The organism is Herbiconiux daphne, from assembly GCF_024979295.1.
Taxonomy (GTDB): Bacteria; Actinomycetota; Actinomycetes; order Actinomycetales; family Microbacteriaceae; genus Herbiconiux; species Herbiconiux daphnes.
Window position 1 is genome coordinate 334,472 of sequence record NZ_JANLCJ010000003.1, and the last position, 16,573, is coordinate 351,044.

The 16,573-nt window shown below is 71.2% G+C and carries 14 protein-coding genes; 3 read left to right on the forward strand and 11 right to left on the reverse strand.

The window, feature by feature from the left end:
* Positions 1 to 13 precede the first annotated feature (13 nt).
* Positions 14 to 853: a hypothetical protein gene (locus tag N1032_RS10350; protein ID WP_259538986.1), complete on the forward strand. Its 840-nt coding sequence runs from the start codon at positions 14 to 16 to the stop codon at positions 851 to 853.
* Positions 854 to 951: 98 nt separating this feature from the next.
* Entirely contained in the window at positions 952 to 1,200 is a 249-nt protein-coding gene (locus N1032_RS10355) for a hypothetical protein (protein ID WP_259538987.1), read from the forward strand.
* Between the two features lie 44 nt (positions 1,201 to 1,244).
* Here N1032_RS10355 and N1032_RS10360 read toward each other — a convergent pair whose 3' ends face one another.
* The 5 genes from N1032_RS10360 to N1032_RS10380 all read right to left on the reverse strand — a co-directional run bounded on the left by N1032_RS10360 (position 1,245) and on the right by N1032_RS10380 (position 7,362).
* Positions 1,245 to 2,531: a hypothetical protein gene (locus N1032_RS10360; protein ID WP_259538988.1), complete on the reverse strand. Its 1,287-nt coding sequence runs from the start codon at positions 2,529 to 2,531 to the stop codon at positions 1,245 to 1,247.
* An 87-nt stretch (positions 2,532 to 2,618) separates the two neighbouring features.
* Positions 2,619 to 3,509: a glycosyltransferase family 2 protein gene (locus N1032_RS10365; RefSeq protein WP_259538989.1), complete on the reverse strand. Its 891-nt coding sequence runs from the start codon at positions 3,507 to 3,509 to the stop codon at positions 2,619 to 2,621.
* A gap of 10 nt (positions 3,510 to 3,519) precedes the next feature.
* Positions 3,520 to 4,332, reverse strand: coding sequence for a CDP-alcohol phosphatidyltransferase family protein (locus N1032_RS10370; RefSeq protein WP_259538990.1), 813 nt, complete (start codon positions 4,330 to 4,332; stop codon positions 3,520 to 3,522).
* A gap of 2 nt (positions 4,333 to 4,334) precedes the next feature.
* Positions 4,335 to 5,399 (reverse strand): glycosyltransferase family 2 protein, encoded by a 1,065-nt coding sequence (locus tag N1032_RS10375; protein ID WP_259538991.1) that lies wholly within the window; start codon positions 5,397 to 5,399, stop codon positions 4,335 to 4,337.
* Positions 5,400 to 5,598: 199 nt separating this feature from the next.
* On the reverse strand, positions 5,599 to 7,362 hold the full coding sequence (locus tag N1032_RS10380; RefSeq protein WP_259538992.1) for a S1C family serine protease: 1,764 nt from the start codon (positions 7,360 to 7,362) through the stop codon (positions 5,599 to 5,601).
* 150 nt (positions 7,363 to 7,512) lie between these two features.
* On the opposite strand from N1032_RS10380, the gene N1032_RS10385 reads away from it, so the two are divergent.
* The gene (locus tag N1032_RS10385; protein ID WP_259538993.1) at positions 7,513 to 8,718 is read left to right on the forward strand and encodes a pyridoxal phosphate-dependent aminotransferase; all 1,206 of its coding nucleotides are present in this window, start codon (positions 7,513 to 7,515) and stop codon (positions 8,716 to 8,718) included.
* A gap of 81 nt (positions 8,719 to 8,799) precedes the next feature.
* On the opposite strand, the gene N1032_RS10390 is transcribed toward N1032_RS10385, so the two are convergent.
* The 6 genes from N1032_RS10390 to N1032_RS10415 all read right to left on the reverse strand — a co-directional run bounded on the left by N1032_RS10390 (position 8,800) and on the right by N1032_RS10415 (position 16,573).
* Positions 8,800 to 9,744 carry a carbon-nitrogen hydrolase family protein gene (locus tag N1032_RS10390; RefSeq protein ID WP_259538994.1) on the reverse strand — a complete coding sequence of 315 codons (945 nt, stop codon included), beginning with the start codon at positions 9,742 to 9,744 and terminating at the stop codon, positions 8,800 to 8,802.
* A complete protein-coding gene (locus N1032_RS10395) occupies positions 9,741 to 10,778 on the reverse strand; it encodes a zinc-dependent alcohol dehydrogenase family protein (RefSeq protein WP_259538995.1) in 1,038 nt (345 codons plus the stop codon). Before N1032_RS10395 ends, N1032_RS10390 begins: the two co-directional genes overlap by 4 nt.
* Positions 10,779 to 11,413: 635 nt before the next feature.
* Positions 11,414 to 12,673 carry a cytochrome P450 gene (locus N1032_RS10400; RefSeq protein WP_259538996.1) on the reverse strand — a complete coding sequence of 420 codons (1,260 nt, stop codon included), beginning with the start codon at positions 12,671 to 12,673 and terminating at the stop codon, positions 11,414 to 11,416.
* Positions 12,670 to 13,962, reverse strand: a complete 1,293-nt coding sequence (locus tag N1032_RS10405) for a 3-oxoacyl-ACP synthase III family protein (protein ID WP_259538997.1) — start codon at positions 13,960 to 13,962, stop codon at positions 12,670 to 12,672. The genes N1032_RS10400 and N1032_RS10405 overlap by 4 nt, the downstream gene beginning before the upstream one ends.
* Complete coding sequence (locus tag N1032_RS10410) at positions 13,959 to 14,969, reverse strand: NAD-dependent epimerase/dehydratase family protein (protein ID WP_259538998.1); 1,011 nt, start codon at positions 14,967 to 14,969, stop codon at positions 13,959 to 13,961. Before N1032_RS10410 ends, N1032_RS10405 begins: the two co-directional genes overlap by 4 nt.
* Positions 14,966 to 16,573, reverse strand: coding sequence for a hypothetical protein (locus N1032_RS10415; RefSeq protein WP_259538999.1), 1,608 nt, complete (start codon positions 16,571 to 16,573; stop codon positions 14,966 to 14,968). The genes N1032_RS10410 and N1032_RS10415 overlap by 4 nt, the downstream gene beginning before the upstream one ends.

The following is a 16,573-nucleotide window of genomic DNA, read 5'->3' on the forward strand; positions in this document are numbered from 1 at the left end:
CCAGAGTAGGAGCATGGCCACTCGACTCGAGCGCAACATCGACCGACTGCTGAGCGTTCACCGCCCGGTGGTTCTCGCCCATCTGCGCGGCATCCGTCGCCTCCACCCACAGGCCAGCCCGCAAGAACTCCTCGTCATCCTCGAGCGCCGCTACGTCACGGCCGTGACCACCGGGGGCGCCGCGGTCGGCGCGAGCTCGATGCTGCCGTTCGTGGGCACCGGCATCTCGCTCGGGCTGAGCGCGGCCGAGACCGCCGGGTTCCTCGAGACCACCGCCCTGTTCGCGCAGTCGGTCACCGAGGTGCACGGCATCGCGGTCGACGACCCCGACCGCGCCCGCGCCCTCGTGATGACGCTCCTGATGGGCAAGGCCGGCAGCGACCTGTTGAAGCAGATCGCCGGGCAGGCCACCGGCGGTGTCACGCGCAACGCCTACTGGGGGCAGGTGGTCACGAGCAGCCTGCCGCAGTTCGTCGTGGGACCGGTGGCCGATCAGCTGAAGAACGTGTTCATCCGGCGGTTCGCCGTGGGTCAGGGCACCAACATCGTGGGGCGCGCCATCCCCTTCGGCATCGGCGCGGCCATCGGCGGTGTCGGCAACCTCGTGCTCGGGCGCACGGTCATCCAGAGTGCCCGCACGGCGTTCGGGCCCGCGCCGTTCACGTTCCCGGCCGAGCTCGCGGTCACCGTGAAGGCGCCGAAGACGCGCGAGGTCAAGGCGCCGAAGAGGCGCGAGGTCGGCGAGAAGACCGGGCTCAAGAAGCTGCTGCCGGGCCGCAACGCCAAGAAGGCGATCGAGGCGCCGGCACCGGCGCGCGACACGATGGACGAACTTCCTGACATCCGCATCTGAATGCGGGCTATTCACAGCGGAGTGGTAGCCTTGACACCAGCAGGGGCTTGACACAGAGACACAGGTATCGCGACGTTTGGGGGGAAGCCGTGAAGCGCATGATCGCCGCAGTTTCCGCTGCAATGCTCGCCACCTTCGTCTTCCTGGGCCTCGGCGCGTCGGCCGCGTTCGCGGGAACCGCCGCTCTGCGGGTCTCCGAGGCCGACGACCCCGCGGCCCAGCCCACTCTGGCGCAAACCGGCTACGACTTCACGCCCATGCTCATCACGGCGGCCGTCGTGCTGCTGATCGCCGGCATCACGGTGATCATCGCCAAGTACGCGTTGACGCGGTCGAGCCACTCCTGACCACTCCGCGCCCGGCGACCACCGGGCGCGATGACCGGCCGCGATCAGATTCGGTCGTCGACCTCGATCGCCGCCTCGGCGTCGTGCTCATCGATCGGTTCGTCGCGGGCGTGCAGGGCGGCGTTGCGGTCCCACTCGGCGAGCAACTGCTCGATCGCCGCGTGGAAGCGCTTCGTGGCCGCACCCGGTGACGTGTCGCCGAAGTAGTGCGTCACCCACCGGCCGAGGCGCACGCCCGCGGCGGAGTCGTGCGAGACCTGCTCGATGCGCTCCAGCACGCGTGGGGCGTCGTCGGCGAGCAGCCACTCGCTGTCGGAGAGATAGCCGCCCGTGTCGATCTCGGCATCGGGTGAGACCGGCCGGGTGATGAGCAGCGGCTTGCCGGTGGCGAGCCGGTCGTAGACCATGGCCGACACGTCGACCACCGCGACATCCGCCTTCGCCAGCTGCCAGCCGAGCTCGGCCCCGGTGTCGTGGATGTGCCCGGCCGTAGGGTCGTCGCGGTTCGCGGCGGCGATGGCCGCGATGATCTCGCGGTTCGCCGCGGCATAGGCGGGGTCGAGCACACCGCTGCGGGGGTGGGGCCGGTAGATCAGCCGGTGCGCGGGCGACGACAGGATGTCGCGGATGAGGGCAACGCCGTGACTGGCGATCGACCCGTAAGCCGCGGCGGGGCGGTCGCCCTCCCAGGTCGGGGCGTAGAGCACCACGGTGCGACCGTCGTCGGGCAGCGCGGGCCCGCCTCCGTAGTGGTCGGCCTGCGGGCGACCGATCGGCAGGGCGCGCTTGTCGAAATCGTAGTCCCAGAGCACCCGCTGCAGCCGCGAGACGGCCGCGTCGCCGGCCACGAGACTGTAGTCGTAGGCCTTGAACTGGTTGGTCGTCATGTACATCTTGTCGCTCTCGCCATGGTTGACGAACACGTGCCAGCGGCGCCCGTAGCGCATCATCTGGAAGTTGCGGGCGTTCTGGTTCACGTAGAGCACGATCTTGAGGTCGTGGTCGTCGAGGAAGCTCTCGAGGTCGCTCACGCTGCGCACGTAGGCGACCGGAACGGGCGACTCGTCGAGCATCGCGCTCGCGCCGCTCGGGTTGCGGCTCAAGATCACCACGGGATGCGTCTTCGACAGCTCTGCCAGCGGTTTGTACCACTGACGGATCTGGTAGAGGTTCACGTCGCCGTCGGCGAAGTAGACGCCGATCTCGAACCGGCGCGGCGGCAGCGGAGCGCGCGCCGCGAGCTGGCCGGCAAGCTTCGAACGGATCGAGCGGGCCTTCACCAGGTCGCGAACGACGTTCCAGCCCAGCTTCAGATCGTTCAGCACACCCACGTTTCAAGGCTAATCACGCCAGAGCGGCGCCCCCTGCGGATCGCTCCTGTGAGGGTGCTTCTTTAGGCAATCGTGACCTTGGCGCGCTCAGACGATCGGTGGCCGCCCCGCCTTCGTCATGCGCCAGACCGTGCGCCACGAGATCGGGCGCCGCTCGCCGGCATCCGTTCGCCAGCCCTCGGCCCAGCCGCCGAACCACGCCGCGAGTGCCGACGGACGACGGGCCCAGCGCAGCACCTGGATGCCGGTCCAAGTGGCCACGTAGACCGGCGCGAGCACCCAGGGCAGGTTGCGCTTCGCGAGCCACACGCGATTGCGGGCGTTGAGCCGGTAGTAGTAGGCGTGCCGGGTCGGCTCGATGGCCGGATGATTCGCCACGAGTGCGCCGTCGTACCAGGTGCGCAGACCCTGGTTCCACACCCGCCAGGCGAGTTCGATGCCCTCGTGCGCGTAGAAGAACGGAGCCGCCCAGCCGCCGGTGGCGTCGAACACGCGCCGCGGCAGCAGGGTCGCCCCCTCCCAGACCGAGAACACGTTTCCCGACTCGGTCGCCTCGCCCTTGCGGATGCGGGGCACCCAGCGCCTGGGATTCGTCGCGCCCGACGGGTCGACCACGCGAGGCTGCAGCAGCCCGATGCCGGGGTCGTTCCGGATGCGCGCGACCGCGTCGGCGAGAAAACGCGGGTCGGGCAGGCTGGCGTCGTCGTCGAGGAAGAAGATGTACTCCCCCGACACGACCGCCGCACCCGCGTTGCGGCCGGCCGGGATGCCGATGTTCTCGGGCAGCGCGAGGGTGCGGAGCGACATCGGGGCCGCGGCATCCGGAAGCCCCGTGGGCACCCAGCCGTTGCCCACGCACACGATGTCGAGCACGACGCCCTGCTGCGCGAGCAGCGACAGGGCGCCCCGCCACAGGTCGTCGGGGCGGGTGCCCTGGGTGAGCAGCACGACGCCGATGGTGGGCGGCTCCGCGGTCATGCCGGGCCTCTCAGGAGCGAACCCGTTTCGAGGCCATGATCGCCACGAAGTGTCCGATCAGGGCGAGGATCGACAGCGGCACGAGCGCGATCAGCAGGATGCGGTCGGCCAGCACACCGCCGATGACGAGCCCCACGATCGCGAACACGAAGATGAGGATGGTCAGCTCGACCGAGTGGTAGAGACGGTGGAACGGCAGGAACCGCGCGGCCCGGCGCAGGCGGGCGACGAGCGCCTGCGAGGGTTCGGACTCGCCCTGCTTGTCGGCCAGTTTGTCGAGACCGGCGTTGGCGCGGGCCACGTGCACCATGTCGTTGAGCGCCTTGTTGAGCACGATGACGAGGGCGAGCAGAAGGCCGAGCGTCGTCCAGAGGAAGTCGTCGGGGGTGTCGAACGGGTAGCCGGCCGCCCGGATGCCGAGGGCGATCGGAATGAGCGACTCGGTGGTGTAGTGCCCCACCTTGTCGAGGAACACCCCCGCGGGCGACGACGTGCGGCGCCAGCGCGCGACCTCGCCGTCGCAGCAGTCGATGAGCATCTGCAGCTGGCCCAGCACCAGCGCGAGCGCCGGGCCCGCGAAGCCCGGGATCAGCAGCGCGGCCGCGGTGGCCCAGCCGGTGAGGATCATCAGCCCGGTCACGCCGTTGGCCGAGATGGAGGTCTTCAGCAGCAGCCACGTGACGTAGGGCGAGAGACGGCGCAGGTAGAGCGACGCCGTCCAGTGCTCGGCATTTCGGCGACCCCGCACCTCGGGGGGCTGCGCCACGGCCTTGAGCTCGGCGATCGACGACGGACGCGCCGCGCGCGGAGGAAGTTGCGACACTGTCACCTTCCCGTGTGCGCCGTGATGTTCTTCGTCAGCTTGAGGAAGCCCAGAATGAAGCCGAGCCCCCAGCTGAAATGGATGCAGGGCAAGACTACGAGAAACCATGCCCCCGTGCGACCGCCGCCCCGCCGGGCCGCGTCGATCGCCGCGACGCCCACGAAAAGCAGGTAGACCACCGGCACGATGAAGCCGAACAGCAGCCCGGCGCCGACCGCGGAGGCGCCGGCGGCGATGAGCACGAGGCCCACGACACCCGCGACGAACCCGAGCAGCGCGAGCGTGACCGTCACCGGGGGCACGAAGTACTTCAGCGCGTTGCCGGTGAAGAACCGGCGCGCCAGCTCGCCGCGCCAGAGGCCGGTCGAGAAGAACTGGCGGGCGAGACGCTCGAGCGACGGGCGGGGGCGGTAGATCACCACGAGGCGCGGCGTGAACCACACCACGCCGCCCGCGGCCCGCAGGCGCCGGTTGAGCTCCCAGTCCTGCCCGCGCCGGATGTCTTCGTTGAACAGGCCGACCCGGGTGAGCCAGTCCCGCTGGAACACGCCGAGGTAGACCGTCTCGGCCGGCCCCTCCTCACCGCCGACGTGGTGGGCGCCGCCGCCGAGCCCGGCCTTCGAGCCGTAGGCGATCGCAACCGCGCGCTCGAACGGCGTCGTGCCCTCGGCCTTCATGATGCCGCCCACGTTCGCGGCATCCGTTCGCTGCATCGCCTCGACCGCGATGCGCGTGTAGTCGCGCGGCAGCAGGGAGTGCGCGTCGACCCGCACCACGATCGGGTACCCGGATGCCCCGATCGCCACGTTCAGGCCGCTCGGAGTCGAGCCCGTGGGGTTGTCGATCACCCGGATGCGCGGGTCGACCGTCGAGAGTCGCTCCACCAGCTCGGTGGTGCCGTCGATCGACGGACCGAGCGCGACGATCACGTCGAACGGGCCGGTGTAGTCCTGGTCGAGCAGGCTCGCGATGGCCGCCTCGACGTGCGTCACCTCGTTGAGCACCGGCATGACGTAGGAGACCCCGGGCAGCTCTGCCATGGGGTCGTCGGGTGTGTGCTCGGTCATCGCATCCGCTCGTCGGTGGTTCGGGCGTCGTGTCGCGGCCGCACGCGGCGGGTCCGCGTCGCGGCTGCGCTGCGGCTCCGCGCTGCGGCTCACCGCGAAAAAGGCCGGCGGGCCGCCGCCGCATACAGCGACGACGAGCCTACCAGCCTGTTCGCGGGCGACCTCGTGGGAGGCCTCCGCCCGGTGGTGGTGATGCGTGCTACCCCGCGAGCTGGCCGAGTGTGACGTCGACCGTCTTCGAGGTGCCGCCGCGGGTGTAGGTGATCTTCGCGTCGCCGCCGGCGGGCTGCGTGCGCACCTGCGCGGTGAGGTCGATGGAGTCGGTGATCGGCAGGCCGTTGAACTCGGTGACGACGTCACCGGCCTGGAGGCCGGCCTTCTCGGCCGCGCCGCCCGACGAGACCGACTGGATGACCGCGCCGGCCGTGGTGCTGTTCTCCTGCGAGGCGGCGTCGCCGACCGTCGCACCCAGCAGACCGTGGGTGGCCGCGCCGTTGGCGATGATCTCGTCGGTGATGCGCTTGACGAGGCTCTCTGGAATCGAGAAGCCGACACCGATGCTGCCCGACTGCGCACCGGTGTCGCCCGAGCCCGCGCTCGCGATGGCCACGTTGATGCCGATCAGCTTGCCCTCGGAGTCAAGCAGCGCTCCACCCGAGTTGCCGGGGTTGATCGCGGCGTCGGTCTGGATGACCGACAGCGAGATCGACGACTGCTGCGTGGGCGTCTGCGACTGGCTCTGCCCGCCCTGACCCGGGATGTCGAAGTTCCAGAAGTCGTAGGGGCCCTGGTCGCCGTTGCCGTTGCCGTCATCCGGGGTCGGGTTCGTCTCGGTGTCGTCGGGAGCGGCCGACGAGGCGACGGTGATGCTGCGATTGAGAGCGCTCACGATGCCGTTGGTCACGGTGCCGTTGAGGCCGAGCGGCGAGCCGATCGCGATGGCGACGTCGCCGACGTTGAGCTTCGAGGAGTCACCGAACTCGATCGGGGTGAGGCCCGAGGCATCCGTCAGCTTGATCACGGCGAGGTCGGCCACGGGGTCGGTGCCCACCACGGTGGCGTCGTAGATGCGCCCGTCGTTGGTCTCGACCTTGATGGTCGCGTCGGCGGTGGCGCCGTCGAGGGTGACCACGTGGGTGTTGGTCACGATGTAGCCGTCGTCGGTGAGCACGACGCCCGAGCCGGTGCCGGCCGCCTGGTCGCTCGAGACCGAGATGGTGACCACCGAGGGCGATGCCTTGGCGGCGACCGCGGTGATGAGGTTGGCGTCGTCGGGGTTGTTGACCGTGATGCTCGACGGGCTCGAGGCCGAGTTCGTGGTGGAGCCGCCGTTCTGGCTCACCGCCCAGGCGGTGACGCCGGCACCGGATGCGCCGCCGATCAGGGCGCCGATCGCGAGCGCGGCGATGAGGGCGACGCCTCCGCGCCGTTTCTTGGCGGGGGCCGCCGTGGCCTGGGCCTGGTTGGCGTAGGCTCCCGAGGCCGCGTACATGGCCGAGTTGAAGTTGGGGTCGGGCACCGCTCCGTAGGAGGGGGTGCTGCCCGTGGGGGTGCCGAACGAGCCGTTGCCGTAGTTCGGGGTCTGCTGCTGGCCGTAGGGGGCGTGCTGGCCGTAGGGGGCCTGCTGGTTGTAGCCAGCCGGCTGCGTGTAGGGGGGCGTCGGCTGCGCTGCCGTGGGCTGGGGCGCGGTGGGCTGCGTTGCCGTGGGCTGGGGCACGGTGGGCTGCGGGGTGGTGGGCTGCGCTGCCGTGGGCTGGGCCGGCACGACCGGGGCGACGACGGTGGTGTTGTCGCGGTAGGGGAACTCCGGGGCGATGGGGGTCGTCTCGGCTGTGCGGGTCGCGTCGCCAGGGGTGTTCTCGGCGGTGGGGACGACCTCGGCGTTCGACTCCGAGTGCTGTGCGTCCTTCTGCACGCTCGCGTCGTCGCCGATGCCGTCGCGGTTCTCGGTGCTGTCTGACATGTGGGGTGCTCCTTCCAAGCACTCGCAAGCATCGTCAGCGAACCTGAGGGTTCTCTATGGACAGGCTGTGCGCAGACTGCCGTGTCGTTATGACTCGGCTTAGATCGGCCAGCGGCTAAGTTGGAAGCCGAACAGAATGCCGGGGACACAATGACCATCAGCGGATCGTGGCAACGCACTGCGCGCGGAGCAGGACTGCTCGCACCCGACGGACGCATCGCATCCACCATCTTCGCCGAGATGAGCTCGCTCGCGCAGGCCACCGGAGCGATCAACCTCGGTCAGGGCTTCCCCGACGAAGACGGCCCGGCCGAGGTGCTCGACGCCGCGCGCCGCGCCATCGCCGACGGGGTGAACCAATACCCGCCGGGAACCGGCATCCCGGCGCTCCGCCAGGCCATCGCCGAGCACCAGCAGCGGTTCTACGGTCTGCGCGTCGACCCCGACCGCGAGGTGCTCGTCACCGCCGGAGCGACCGAGGCGCTGGCGGCGACCATCCTCGCGCTCGTCGACGACGGCGACGAGGTGGTGACCCTCGAGCCCTTCTACGACGCCTACGGCGGACTCATCTCGCTCGCCCGCGGCATCCACAAGACCGTGCCGCTGCGGCGGCCCGACTTCCTGCCCGACCACGACGAGCTGCGGGCGGCCGTGACCGATCGCACCCGGGTCATCCTCATCAACACGCCGCACAACCCCACCGGCACCGTGCTGCCGCGCGAGACGCTCGAACTGATCGTCGAGCTCGCGCACGAGCACGACGCCATCATCGTCACCGACGAGGTCTACGAGCACCTCACGTTCGGTTACCCGCACATTCCGGTGGCGGCCCTGCCGGGCGCCCGTGAACGCACGGTCACCATCTCGTCGGCGGGCAAGACGTTCAGCACCACGGGGTGGAAGATCGGCTGGATCGTGTCGACGCCCGAGCTCGTGACCGCGGTGCTCGCGGTGAAGCAGTTCCTGACCTACGTCAACGGGGCGCCGTTCCAGCCGGCCATCGCCCTCGGCCTGGCGCTGCCCGACTCGTTCTACGACGGCATCGCGGCCACGTTGCAGGCGAAACGCGACCTGCTCTCGCAGGGGCTCGTCAAGGCGGGCTTCGACGTGACGGTGCCGCACGGCACCTACTTCGTGGTGGCCGACGCGGCGCCGCTCGGCTACGCCGACGCCGCCACGCTCTGCCGCGAGTTACCGGCGCTGGCGGGTGTCGTCGGCGTGCCGATCAGTGCGTTCTGCCACGAGGAGGTCGGGCAGGAGTACGCCAGTCTGGTGCGGTTCGCGTTCTGCAAGAAGGTCGACGTGCTCGAGCGCGCGGCGGCGCAGCTGGCGCAGCTGGCGCGGCTCGGGCGCTGAGCGGTCACCGTTCGGGATGTGGTGCCGGAACGGGATAATTTTCCGGCCGCCGTCCACCATTGCGGTTCGGCGAGCGGAAAATTAGTCCGTTCGCTCGACCACCGCGAAGCGGCGCAGTGCCAGGGCGGGGTTGATGCGCCGCACCTCGTCGATGCGGCGCGGGTCGATGAACGCCACCGCCACGTCTTCGCGCTCGCCGAGCGAGGCGATCGTCACGCCCATCGGGTCGACCACGAGGCTCGCGCCCACGCCGACCGGCGGCGTCTGGTCGGCCGCGGCGACGTAGATGGTGTTCTCCAGCGCTCGCGCGGTGACGAGGCTGCGCCAGTGGTGCTCTTTCAGCGGGCCGCGCACCCACTCGGCGGGCACGGCCACCACGTCGGCGCCGGCATCCACGAGTCTTCTCGACACCTCGGGGAAGCGGATGTCGTAGCAGGTCTGCATGCCGATGGTCACGCCCTGGATCGAGAACGTCTCGGGTTCGTCGACCGAGCCCGGTTCGACCCATTCGCTCTCGTGGGCGCCGAAAGCGTCGTAGAGGTGCAGCTTGCTGTAGGTGGCGATGACGCCGTCGGCCGGCGATATGGCGACGAGCAGGTTCGAGAACCGGCGTTCGTCGCGCACCTCGGCGGCCATGCCGGCGATGATGTGCAGGTCGAGGTCGGCCGCGAGTCCCGCGAGCACGGTGACGAACGGTCCGTCGAGCGGTTCAGCGTTCTCGACCAGCTCGGGGCCGAGCGGGTCGACGAAGAACGACGAGTACTCGGGGAACACCACGAGGGCCGCGCCGCGCTCTTTCGCGACGCGGGCGAGGCGGGCGATGGTCTCGAGGTTCGCCGTCTTGTCGGCGCCGGGCGCGAACTGGGCCACGGCCACGCCGAAGCCGAGGTCGTCGGTGACGAGTTCGGCCTGCACGACCTCGCCCGGTGCGCTCTGCAGCAGGTCGGTGTGGGCGCCGTTCTCGTGTGCGCTGGTCGTGTGGGTGCTGGTCGTGTGGGTGCTGGTCGTGTGGGTGCTGTCGGTCATGAAAGCCTCGCCATCGCCTTGATCGCGCGGCGTTCGTCCATCGCCGCGTAGCCCTCGGGCAGCTGTTCGAATTCTACCGTGAGATCGAACACCCGGCCGGGTTCGATCGACCCGTCGAGCACGTCGGCGAGCAGGTCGGGCAGGTAGGCGCGCACGGGCGCCAGCCCTCCCCCGAGCCCGACGTTGTTGTAGAAGGCGATGTCGATCGGGAACTCGACGCCGTGCGGCACCCCCACGAACCCCACCCGCGACCCGGGCCGCGCGATGGCGAATGCGGTGTTCATCGACTCGCCGGTTCCGACACATTCGAGGGTGGCGTCGGCACCCAGGCCGCCGGTGAGTTCGAGAACGGCGACCACGGCATCCTGGCCCCGCACCTCCACGAGGTCGGTGGCGCCGAACGCGGTCGCGACGGCCTGGCGCTCGGGGTTGCGGCTGAGGGCGATGATGCGCTCGGCTCCGAGGCGGCGGGCGGCGAGGATGCCGCTCAGCCCCACGGCCCCGTCGCCGACCACGGCCACGACCGAACCGGGGCGCACGCCGGCGCCGATCGCCGCGTGGTGCCCGGTGCCGCAGACGTCGGAGAGGGCGAGCAGGTGCGGGATGAGGGCGTCGTCGGGGCGGCCGCCGGGCACCACGACCAGGGTGCCGTCGGCGAGGGGAACGCGCACGAACTCGCCCTGTCCGCCGTCGACGCCGCGGGCGGCCCAGTAGCCGCCGTGCACGCACGAGGAGGTGATGCCGTTGAGGCAGTGCGGGCAGGTTCCGTCGCTGTACATGAAGGGGGCGATCACGAAGTCGCCGACGCGCAGGGTGCCGACATCCGTGCCGATCGCCTCGACGACGCCGACGAACTCGTGGCCGATGCGCGAGCCCGGTCTGCGGGGTGTGTCGCCGCGGTAGTACCAGAGGTCGGAGCCGCAGACGCACGTGGCGACGACCCGCACGATCGCGTCGGTCGCGACCTGGATCTCGGGGTCGGGAACGTCTTCCATCGACACCGAATAGGCATCGTTGAACACAAGAGCTCGCATCGCTCGACTCTACCCGCGGCCCCGCCCGCCCCGCCCGCGCTGCCGCGCCCCGCGGCTGCGCCGCGGCGCGGCACCCGCCCCGCTCGCGCGGCCTCCACCCCCACGAGAAGTCAAATTTCGTTGCAAACCCACCCTCATTGCCACACTTTTCTACTTCTCGCGCCCGCCCGTCCCTGCGGCCCCACGCCCCCGCCCGCCGCCGCGGTGCCCGCACGCCGGCCGCGCCCGCGCGCCCCACGGCCCCGCTCGCGCGGCCCAGCGGCCCTCCACCCCCCCCACGAGAAGTCGACTTCCGTTGCAAACCCACCCCCGCTGCCACACATTTCGACTTCTCACGCCCGCCCGCGCCCCGCGTGGCTCCCTCCGCGGCCTCCCCTCCCTCGCGAGTGGTCACAAACGGCGCCAAGGCGCCGATTTTGGCGCACTTTGTGACCACTCGGCTACATCGGGATAGGCCGGCCAAGGAGAGCGCACTCTCCACGCGCGTGAGTGGTCACTTTCGGCGGGAAGGCAGGAGGTTTGGCGCCGAATTTGACCACTCGCGGAAGGGGCGGAGGGTGCTGGGGGTCGGGCGAGCGGGGTGCGGGCGGGCCGGGGCTCGGGCGGGCTGCCGCGTGGAGGGAGGAAGCGGGCGGTCAGGCGCGGGCGAGGGTGAGGTGGGCGTAGCCGGGGATGAGGGTGCCGCGTTGGGGGCGACGGGAGGTGATGCGGAGGGGGGCTTGGGCGGCGGCATCCAGGATCGCGTTCAGGGTGGTGGTGATCTGGGCCATCGCGAGGGGCGCGCCGAGGCAGAAGTGGGCGCCGGCGCCGAACCAGAGTTGTTTGAGGGACGCCGCGGGGTTGGCGACGGGGTCGAAGCCGCCGGCGGCGCGATCTGCCAGGAAGGTGGCGAGGATGATCCGGTCGCCGGGATGCACGGCAACGCCGCCGACTGAAGATTCCGCGGCGACGCTGCGCAGCATCACGGGCGATGGGGTGGTGACGCGGAGCCCCTCGGCCACCGCGGCGTCGACGAGGGCGCGGTCGCGGGCGATGCGGTCGAGCCACGCGGTGTCCGAGAGGATCGCGATCAGCCGCGGGAGGTAGGACACGAGCGTCTCGGTTCCGGTCAGCACGAAAGCGCCGACGGCGCCCATGGCTTCGTCTTCGGTGAGTCCGAGTTGGCGCATGCGGGCCGGCACGGTGGCGGCCCCGAGGGTCGGTGGAGCGGATGCCGCGGCCGGGGCCGACGGGGCGGCGGCTTCGGCCGGCGAGGCGGCGGGGGCCTCGCGGTAGGCGCGGCGGGCGTGGTGGGTGAGTTCGTCGAGGACGTCGCGGGCCGCCGCGATCTGCGGGGGTGTGAAGCGGGGCCGTGACAGGCGCACGAATCCGGTGACGGCCGAGACGCGGGCGAAGAGGTCTTCGCCGATGACGTCGCGGTCGAGTCCGACCAGGCGACTGATCACCTGGCCCGCGTATTCGCGCACCTCGGCGACGAAGTCCACGCTCTCGCCGGAGACGAGGCGGCGGGTGAGGGCGTTCGCGGCCTCGCCGATCGTGGCTCGCGTGAGCTCCCCGACGTAGGCCGGGGCGAAGAGGGGCGCGAGGCGGCGGCGCAGGGTCGCGTGGTCGGCGCCCTCCATGTTGAGCAGCACCGAAGGTCCGAGCACGGGTGTCCACAGGTCGGCTGGTGAGCCGGGGCCGGTCTTCGTGAAGGCCGACGAGTCGAGCAGCACCGAGCGGAGCAAGGCGGCATCCGTCACCACCACCCCGAGGCCCGGCACGCGCACGACCGGCCGGCGGATGCTCGCCAGCATCGGATAGGCCACCGGATGCGCGGCCCGCTGCACCCGCGCCTCCCAGGCCCGCTCACCGCCCGGGCGAGGGGTCGAGACGGTCGCGTCTGGCCGGGTCACAGGCGCACCACCATCGCGCCGAGCGAGATGCCGCCCGCCAGCCCGACCATCGCGATCAGGCTGCCCGGACCCACGATGCCGCGCTCGAGTGCGAGCTCGAGCTGCCGCGGCAGGCTGACGGATGCGAGGTTGCCGTGGTCGGCGATCGTCACGACCGTGCGGCCGGGGTCGACGCCGAGCACCCGCACGATCGTCTCGTGGTAGCGCAGGGCGACCTGGTGCACGGCGACGAAATCAAGGTCGGGCACCGCGTAGCCGAGGTCGGCGACGGTCTGCTCGACGAGGCCGACGCCCACCTCGCTGAAGGCCTGTTGCAGGGCGGCGCCGTCCATGTCGAAGTAGCTGCCGCCCTCGGCGTGCGGGTTGACGGATCCGCCGGTGGGTAGGGTGCCGACGTTCCAGTGCGTTGAGTGGGCGACGAAGCGACTGCCCAGGATGCCGGCTGCCGGGGGCGCGGGGTGGGGCTCGGGCTTCGACTCGGGCTCGGGCGACGCGGGGTCGTGGGCGGCCCCGGTGACACGAGGGCGCGCCAAGGGGACGGTTGGCGCGGGGGCCCGGGTGGCGGCATCCGGGCCCGAGTCGTCGGTGCGACTTCGGTTCGTGGTGGCATCCGGGGTCGTGTCGTCGGTGCGCTCGAGGATCAGGGCGGCTCCGGCGTCGCTCATGGTGTAGCCGGCGAACGACCTCAGGAACTGGGCCTGGTCGGCCAGCTGCCAGCGCACGGCGTGTGAGGGCTGCTCGCCGCTCGCGATGAGCACGCGGCGGTACTGCCCGGACATTATGAGGGCGTCGCCCACCTGCAGGGCGTTGAGCACGCTGTTGCAGGCGTTCTTGACGTCCATGACGGGGCAGTCGAGGCCGAGCTTCGCCGAGACGATGTGGCTCGTGGCGGGTTCGATCATGTCTTGGCTGGCCGAGGCGAAGAGGAGCAGGTCGATCGGTCCGGGTGAGCGTTCGAGCGCGGTGCGGGCGGCGGCGACCGCGAGGTCGGAGGTCTGCCACCCGTCGGGTCGCAGGTGCACGCGCTCGACGCCGGTGAGGCGGCGCACGAGTCCGGTGGGCAGGCGGAGCTCGGGGTTGAGGCGGCTGAGCAGCTCTTCGGTCTCGTCGGCCGACCGGGTGGTGTCGGGGAGGTAGGTGGCGACGGCGGCGATGCGCGAGCGGAGAGGGGCGGGGGCCGGCACGGTGGACGATGCCGGCGAGGGTGCGGACACGGACACCGGCGCGAGGGCGCGGACGGGCCGCTGGGAACCGACCGGGTCGTGGCCGAGGGCGCGCGGGGTCGTCACGCGGGCTCCCGGGTGAGGGAGGCGACGAGGCGGTCGAGGCCCTCCGCCACCGAGACGGCCGGCTCGCCGAGCACGCGGCGGCAGAGGGTGGGGTCGAAGGTCTTCGAATACGCGTACACGATGACCGAGTATCTCGTGACCGGCGGCTCCCCCGCTCGCCGCGCGAGTCGCCACGCGGCCTCGACCGCCGTCGCGGCCCAGAGTGCTGCCCGTCGCCGCACCTCGCGCGTCGGCGTCGGCACAGCGAGGCGCTCGAGCAGCGTGAGCACCGTGCGCTGCAGGTCGACGGGCTCGCCATTGGTGACGGTGATGGTGCGCCCGACGGCCTCCCGCTCCGACAAGGCCGCCACGAGCTGCTCGACGAACGTGTCGATGTAGACGAGATCCGAGAGCACCGGGCCCCGCCTCCCCTCGCGGAATCTCGGCAGGCGCCCCCGTTCCGCGGCCTCGATCACCCGGGGGAACAGCGTGGTGTCGCCCGGTCCGAACACCGCGCGGGGTCGCAGCACCACCCACTCGCCGGCGTAACCCCGCACCAGTTCCTCGGCGGTGAACTTCGAGGCCGCATAGCCGTTCACGAACCGCCTGCCGACCGGAGCGTCGTCGGCCACCCCGACTTGATCGACCGCGCGATAGAGAACGGATGCCGTCGACACGAACACGAATCGCGGCCGGCGAGCCGCACTCCCGCGCCCAGCGAACTCCAGCAGAGCCCTCGTCGTGTCGACATTGTCTCGGGCGAAGTCGACGCGCGACCCCCAGGGAGAGGTGCGCGCGGCCGCATGCACGATCACGTCGGGCACGAACTCGAGCGCGCCGAGTGCGTCGGCAGCGCCGGGGCCGGCGAGATCGATGGCGCGGTAGTCGGCATCGGCGAGCGGCCGCCGCCCCAGCCCGACGACCTCGAACGACGGGTCGGCCTGCAGCCGGCGGAAGAGGGCGCCTCCGACGAATCCGGATGCGCCGGTCACCAGCACGCGCGTCGGGCGCGGGATCGACGCGGTCACGAGGTGGACTCCCGAACGATGCGGCGCACCTTCATGCCGGGTTCGGGCGGTGTCCACGGGTCGAAGACGATGGTGGCGTGGCATCCGTAGGCGTCGAACAGCTCGGTGAGGGCGGCTTCGGCCGCCACCGCGCCCGAGACTGCCGCTACGCGCGTCTCGCGCTGGGCCGCGGCCTCGGCCTCTGTTTCGTGTTCGGTGTCGACCTCGTCCAGCGAGACGTGGAGGTCGAGGCCGGTCTGGCGTATGCGCCAATCGGAATATCCGCGCGACGCTACGGTCATCGCCCGTCTCACGACGTCGGGGAACACCTCGACGGTGCTGCGCCCGTCGAGCGACGGTAACCGCAGCACCGCGTCGGCCCGACCGTCGACGCCCGCCACGACCTCGGTGACCCGCCCGCAAGCGCAGCGCTCGCAGCGGGAGCCGGCAGCGGGGTCTGCCGAGCCAGGGGCTGCGCCGGCACCCATCGACGCCGAACCGGCGGCAGCGTCGGCGCCCACCGACGCAGACGACGACGACGGCGACGAGAAAGACCGCGCAGCCGAGCCCACCCGGATCACGTCGTCGAGCCGATAGCGCGCGATGATCTGCGTTCGACGATCGAAGTCGGTGACCACGGGGATGAATCGCGTTCGCTCGGCGTCGAGCCACTCGCGCTCGATGTGCACCGACTCCTCGTTCAGATGCAGCGCCCCGTGCTCGCACGTGATCGCCAGCAGACCCTCGGTGGCCTGATAGACCTGCCGCGGCGCCGCGCCCCAGGCGCGTTCCACGAGGTCGGCGACGTCGGGATCGAGCACCTCGGCGACCGAGATCACGAGCCGCGGCGACATCCGCGATCCACCAGCGAGGGATCCACCGGCGAGTTGCCCGCCATCGAGCGACCCGCCCTCGAGTGACCCACCGTCGAGCGATCGGCGGGCGAGGGCCGCCAGCACGGATGCCGGCGCCACCACGACGTCGGCCGCCTGGCCGCGTGACGCCGCAGCGTCGAGAACCGCCGCATGGGCCTCGATCGGGCGGGTGAGGTCGAAGAAGGCGAAGCGGATGCGCGAACTCGCCACCGACTCATAGAGCGACCCTCCGGCGCGCAGGAAGAACGCGATGCGCACCGGCGGGCGCCACGGTCGCAGCACCTGAGCCACCGTCTGCCGGTCGAGCACGCGCGCGAGGATCGTGCCGGCCCAGAGCATGCGCTCGCGCGGGCTCACCAGGAACACGCCACGCCGGCCCGAGGTGCCGCTCGACAGCCCCACCGACAGGTCGCCGTCGACGACGCCCGAGAAGTCGCGGGTGCGCTCCCCCTCGAGCGCCACCGACATCGCGTCGGCCAGACGCACGCCGTGGGTGTTGAGCTCGTCGAACCGTGCGAGCAGCGTGCTCTTGTCGACGATCGGCAGCTGGTCGAGCAGGCGCAGGCGCCCCGGCCGGTCGGCTGCCGCGGCGATGTCGCGATAGAACGGAGCCTCGGGCAGCCGCCGCAGGAACGAGCGGATGCGCCGCCGCTGCCAGGCGTCGAACCGCGCGCGCGAGCGGAACCGCATCCCCCACCGCGCGCGAACGAATCTGGCGGCCAGCACGGCCACGAGAGCGCGGTCTGTCAT